This window comes from Campylobacter sp. CNRCH_2007_0968H (assembly GCF_025773245.1).
GTDB classification, from domain to species: Bacteria; Campylobacterota; Campylobacteria; order Campylobacterales; family Campylobacteraceae; genus Campylobacter_D; species Campylobacter_D lari_D.
The window spans coordinates 1-1162 of record NZ_JAKMTQ010000044.1; the positions used below are offsets into that span (position 1 = coordinate 1).

The 1162-nt window shown below is 27.5% G+C and carries 1 protein-coding gene and 1 pseudogene; both read left to right on the forward strand.

Translation table 11 applies throughout. The annotated features are described in order from the left end of the window. Positions 1-544, forward strand: a pseudogene (locus L8Y18_RS08535) (hypothetical protein); the annotation flags it as partial. A 3-nt stretch (positions 545-547) separates the two neighbouring features. After that, the coding region (locus L8Y18_RS08540) for a hypothetical protein (RefSeq protein ID WP_263676664.1) at positions 548-1162 on the forward strand (615 nt) is incomplete at its 3' end.

Below are 1162 nucleotides of genomic sequence, written 5' to 3' on the forward strand. Positions count from 1 at the left end.
AAAACAAGTAAATAAACAACAAGTATTTTTAAAAGAAGTTCAAGCACAACAAAAAGAAGCTAAAAAAGTTTTAGCAAATATGGAAAAAAAGATACAAAAATTAAATGGCATTGATAAATTAAGCAATAAACAAAAAGGAAATTATGGCGAAGCTAAAATGCATTTGCATTATTTAAATCAAGGCTATAAAAGAATTAGCTTAAACAAAGTTCAAGGACTTGATGATAAAATTCATCAAGGAATTGATGGAATTTATTATAACCCCAATAAAAATCCAAAATATATCATCGCAGAAGCTAAGTTTGGAACAAGCAAGTTAAATAGAAATCAAAAAACCAAACAGATGAGTAATAGTTGGATATTAGAAGAGGACAAAAATAGACTTGGTGTTGCAGATGAAGAACATAGAGAAAAGATAAAAGAACTTCTTGAAAAAAATAGCAATGAAATCAGAAAAGATTTATTTCATGTTGATGAAGGAGGTAAAGAAACCATTCATTATTTAGATAAAGATGCAAATAAAATTAAAAAACCTAAAGGATAGAAAATGGTAAGAGATACTAAGAAAGATGAAGCGTATTTTACAAAACATATAATAAAGTGTGAAGAAGATATCAAGAAATCCGAAAAAATATTTTTAGAACTTCCTTTTGGAGATAGACAAACTTGTATTTTTTGTATAGAAGATAGAAAAAAATGTATTGCTTTAGATAAATACTCTCGTGGTGATGATATAAACATAGTTAAAAAAGATTTAGAAGCACTTATGCTATTAAAAGAAAAAAATCGTTTAGAAACAGGATTGGATATTGGCTATTACAGGGGAAATGCTATTGAACTTTGCGTTAGAGTATTATTAGATATGGATACTACTTGTTTGCTAGAATTAATAGAAGAAGATGAGAGAAAAAGAAGGGATATACTCAATAGAGATTGGTTTTTACATTTTATAGGTTCTAAGGGTAAGAAGTTAAATTTAGAACGCAAATGTGCTTGCAAAGAACATGAACTGATTAAAGAATTTATAGCCACACAAGATATTGAGTTTTTACATAAATATATGAAAAAACATACAAGGTTAAGGGATCCTTTAGATACCTGGGATCTTGAAGGTGCTGCAATTGTAAAACTAATGAATTTGGATAAAGAAGAATTTAAACAG